Origin of the sequence: Nocardioides sp. (genome assembly GCF_035703625.1) — a bacterium.
Classification (GTDB): Bacteria; Actinomycetota; Actinomycetes; order Propionibacteriales; family Nocardioidaceae; genus Nocardioides.
This window is the reverse complement of the sequence record NZ_DASSXS010000284.1, coordinates 1-3,420: the sequence shown is the minus strand read 5'-3', so window position 1 is coordinate 3,420 and position 3,420 is coordinate 1. Positions and strand designations below refer to the sequence as shown.

Below are 3,420 nucleotides of genomic sequence, written 5' to 3'. Positions count from 1 at the left end.
CGCGACCGCACCATCGCCTCGGCGTACTCGCTGCGCCCGGTCCCGGGAGCGCCGGTCTCGACGCCGATGACCTGGGACGAGCTGGCCGAGGTCACCGACCCTCGGGAGTACAACCTGTTCACGGTCCCGGACCGGCTGGCCGCCTCCGGCGACCCGTGGGCCACGATCGACGACGTCCACCACGACCTGACGCCGCTGCTGGAGCTGTGGGACACGTCCGAGGGCGGCGAGATGCCCTACCCGCCCGACTACCCGAAGATGCCGGGCGAGCCGCCGCGGGTGCAGCCCTCGAAAAAGGTGGAGTCCCACTGGGACGAGCAGGGGAACCGGATCGAGTCATGAGGCGGGCGGGCCATCCTCCTGCTCCTCATCCTGACCAGGGCCTGTCCGGGCTGACCAGGTGGCGCATGGTCCACCCGGACCATCAAGAGTCCGTAAAACTGGTCCGGACGGGTCATCAAAAATGCGCAAAACCCCAGGGCAACCCCAGGGTGACCAGGGCTCGCGGGGCCGTGCGCGGCAGGATGTGCCCGTGAGTGACAGCCGCGTGGCCCGCAACCCGTCGGAACCGTCGAAGGGCGGCCCGGCCGGTGCTGGCCGGTGGTCGGACTACCTCGACTGGGTTCGGTCGGAGCTGGTCCACGGCGTCCTCGTCCTGTCGCCGGAGCAGCAGCGGACGCCGCGGGTGCCGTCGGGCTGGACTCCCCTCGAGCTGCTCTCCCACGTGCTGCACATGGAGCAGCGGTGGTTCGTGTGGGGGTTCCTCGGCGAGCCGGTGGCCGAGCCCTGGGGTGACTGGAACGTCGACGAGCCGTGGACCTCCGACGACTCCGGCGTGACCGGGCCACGGGCCCGCTGGCAGGTGGCCGACGACGTCACGGGGGAGCAGCTCGCCGAGCGCATGGTGAGGGTCGGGGAGCGGACCAGGGGCGTGCTGCGGGACTTCCCGCTGGACGCCACGGCCGCGCCGGGAGGCCGGTTCTCCGAGGATCCGCCCACGCTGGAGTGGATCTGCTTCCACGTCCTGGCGGAGTACGCCCGGCATGCCGGGCACCTCGACATCGTCGTCGAGCTCGCCGGGGACGTCAGAGGCCGCTGACGCCCTCGCCTCCGCCGGCCTGCTCGTCGAAGTTCTCGTGCTCCAGGAGGTGGAGGCACGGGACGCCGATCTTGCGGCGGGCCTTGGAGGTCCAGTCGAGGTGGAAGAACTCGGCGACCACGTGCGGTCTGGTGAGGATGATGGCCTCGCGGCCGTCGACCTGGGAGACCTTGGCCTCCAGGGCGTCGATCGGGGGTTGCGACACCACCTGACCCTCGGGGTCGACCGCGCCGGCGGACCTCAGCGCGGCGACGGTGGCCTGGAGGTCGCGCGCGGAGCGCTCCTGGCAGTCCTTGCGGACGGCCTCGATGTCGATCTCCCGCATCGCCATGGCGGGAGAGGCCATGACCTCGCCCGCTGCCAGCGAGGCCATCGACGCCTCGATCCGGGCCGCGGCGTCCTCCATCGGGAGCAGCACGTGGTAGGTGACCGGATCGTCGATGCCCTCGTGGAGCGACAGCACCTGGGCGGCGTCCGCGGAGGTGAGGGCCTGCTCGACCAGCAGGACGACGTGGTACCCGGCGAGGGGTTGCGGGTGGGTCTCAGCCATGGTGATCGCCTCCTGGGCCGGCCTCGTGACCTGCCAGCAGAATTCTATCCAGTTCGTAGCTCACCGGCTCCTCCAGCTGCTCGTAGCCGCAGGACTCGGGGTCGCGGTCGGTGCGCCACCGGCGGAACTGCGCGGTGTGCCGGAACCGGCGGCCCTCCATGTGGTCGTAGGCGACCTCGAGGACCAGGTCCGGGCGGAGCGGGGTGAACGACAGGTCCTTGCCGGCGCTCCAGCGGCTCTGGGTACCCGGGACCCGGTCCGGGTTGGCGATCGCCCAGTCGGCCCACTCGCCCCACGGATGCTCCTCGATCGGGACGACCAGCGGTTGCAGCTCCGCGATCAGCTCCGCGCGACGCTTCTCGCTGAAGCTGGCGGAGACGCCGACGTGCTGCAGCTTGCCGTCGTCGTACAGGCCGAGGAGGAGGCTGCCGAGGAGCGGCCGCTCGGGCGTCGACGTCTTGTGCTCGCGATAGCCGGCGACGACCACGTCGGCGGTGCGCTCATGCTTGATCTTCAGCATCGTGCGGGCGTTCTGCCGGTAGGTCGCGGTCAGCGGCTTGGCGACCACGCCGTCGAGGCCGGCGCCCTCGAACTGGTGGAACCACTCCTCGGCCTGCCCGGTGTCGGTGGTGGTGCGGGTGAGGTAGCAGGGTCCGGTGAGGCCGGAGAGAGACTCCTCCATGGCGGCGCGGCGCTCGGAGAACGGGCGGTCGACGTACGACGTGTCGCCGAGCGCGAGGAGGTCGAAGGCCACGAAGCAGGCCGGGGTCTTCTCCGCCAGCATGTCCACGCGCGACCGGGCCGGGTGGATCCGCTCCTGGAGGACCTCGAACTCGAGCCGGTCCTCGAGGGCGACGAACAGCTCGCCGTCGAGCACGCACCGCTCGGGCAGCTGCTCGCGGATCGCGTCCACGACCTCGGGGAAGTAGCGGGTCAGCGGCTTGGTGTTGCGGCTGGTCAGCTCCACCTCGTCGCCGTCGCGGAAGACGATGCACCGGAAGCCGTCCCACTTGGGCTCGAAGCTCAGGCCGCCGAACTTGTCCGGGTCCGGGATCCCCTTCACCGACTTCGCGAGCATCGGCCGGACGGGTGGCATGACGGGGAGGTCCACCCGACGAGCGTAGCGAGCGCCGGTGGTTGAGCAGCGAGCGTCAGCGAGCGCCGGTGGTTGAGCAGCGAGCGTCGGCGAGCGTCGTCGAAAACCCCGGAATTGTGGGCAGGGCGTCGGTGGTTGAGCAGCGAGCGTCAGCGAGCGTCGGTGGTTGAGCAGCGAGCGTCAGCGAGCGTCGTCGAAACCCCGGAACTGTTGGCAGGGCGGTGACCAGTGACGGCCACCGGTCGGGTGCGGGGGTTTCGACGACGGTCGGCGCTGGGGCGCCTCCCTGCTCAACCACCGGTGGTCGCCCACGCTCTAACCTTTGATTGCCGATCCCCGGTTGGTCTGCCGGCAGGGCCCGCCTGACTTTGAATCAGGACTAGCGACGTAGGTTCGACTCCTACCCGGGGAGCGAGAGCGCGGAGCGAGGCACGAGTGGAGCGCCGAGGTCCCCAATCCGGTTCTGCGAGCGAGAGCGCGGAGCGAGGCACGAGTGGAGCGCCGAGCTCCCCGGTGCACTCCGCGAGCAAACTTTCCGCAGTGACACACTGCCCGCATGGACAACCTGACGGTGATCGTGCTGGCCGCGGGTGGCGGTACCCGCATGAAGTCGAAGACCATGAAGGTGCTGCACCCGGTCTGCGGGCGGAGCATGATCGGGCACGTCCTGGCCGC

General features: G+C 70.4%; 4 protein-coding genes, 1 tRNA gene and 1 pseudogene. 4 read left to right on the top strand and 2 right to left on the bottom strand.

What is annotated here, in order from left to right:
- Positions 1-342, top strand: a pseudogene (locus VFN12_RS14800) (ATP-dependent DNA ligase); the annotation flags it as partial.
- Positions 343-532: 190 nt separating this feature from the next.
- A complete protein-coding gene (locus tag VFN12_RS14795; protein ID WP_325119497.1) occupies positions 533-1,099 on the top strand; it encodes a DUF664 domain-containing protein in 567 nt (188 codons plus the stop codon).
- Here VFN12_RS14795 and VFN12_RS14790 read toward each other — a convergent pair.
- Both VFN12_RS14790 and VFN12_RS14785 read right to left on the bottom strand, forming a co-directional pair.
- A complete protein-coding gene (locus VFN12_RS14790) occupies positions 1,086-1,649 on the bottom strand; it encodes a hypothetical protein (RefSeq protein WP_325119496.1) in 564 nt (187 codons plus the stop codon). The two genes, VFN12_RS14795 and VFN12_RS14790, sit on opposite strands and share 14 nt — an antisense overlap.
- Complete coding sequence (locus VFN12_RS14785; RefSeq protein ID WP_325119495.1) at positions 1,642-2,760, bottom strand: ATP-dependent DNA ligase; 1,119 nt, start codon at positions 2,758-2,760, stop codon at positions 1,642-1,644. The genes VFN12_RS14790 and VFN12_RS14785 overlap by 8 nt, the downstream gene beginning before the upstream one ends.
- A 318-nt stretch (positions 2,761-3,078) precedes the next feature.
- Between VFN12_RS14785 and VFN12_RS14780 the strand changes: the two genes are divergently transcribed.
- Positions 3,079-3,157, top strand: a tRNA-Gln gene (locus tag VFN12_RS14780).
- 144 nt (positions 3,158-3,301) lie between these two features.
- Positions 3,302-3,420: NTP transferase domain-containing protein (locus tag VFN12_RS14775; protein WP_325119498.1), on the top strand; the 119-nt coding region annotated here is incomplete at its 3' end.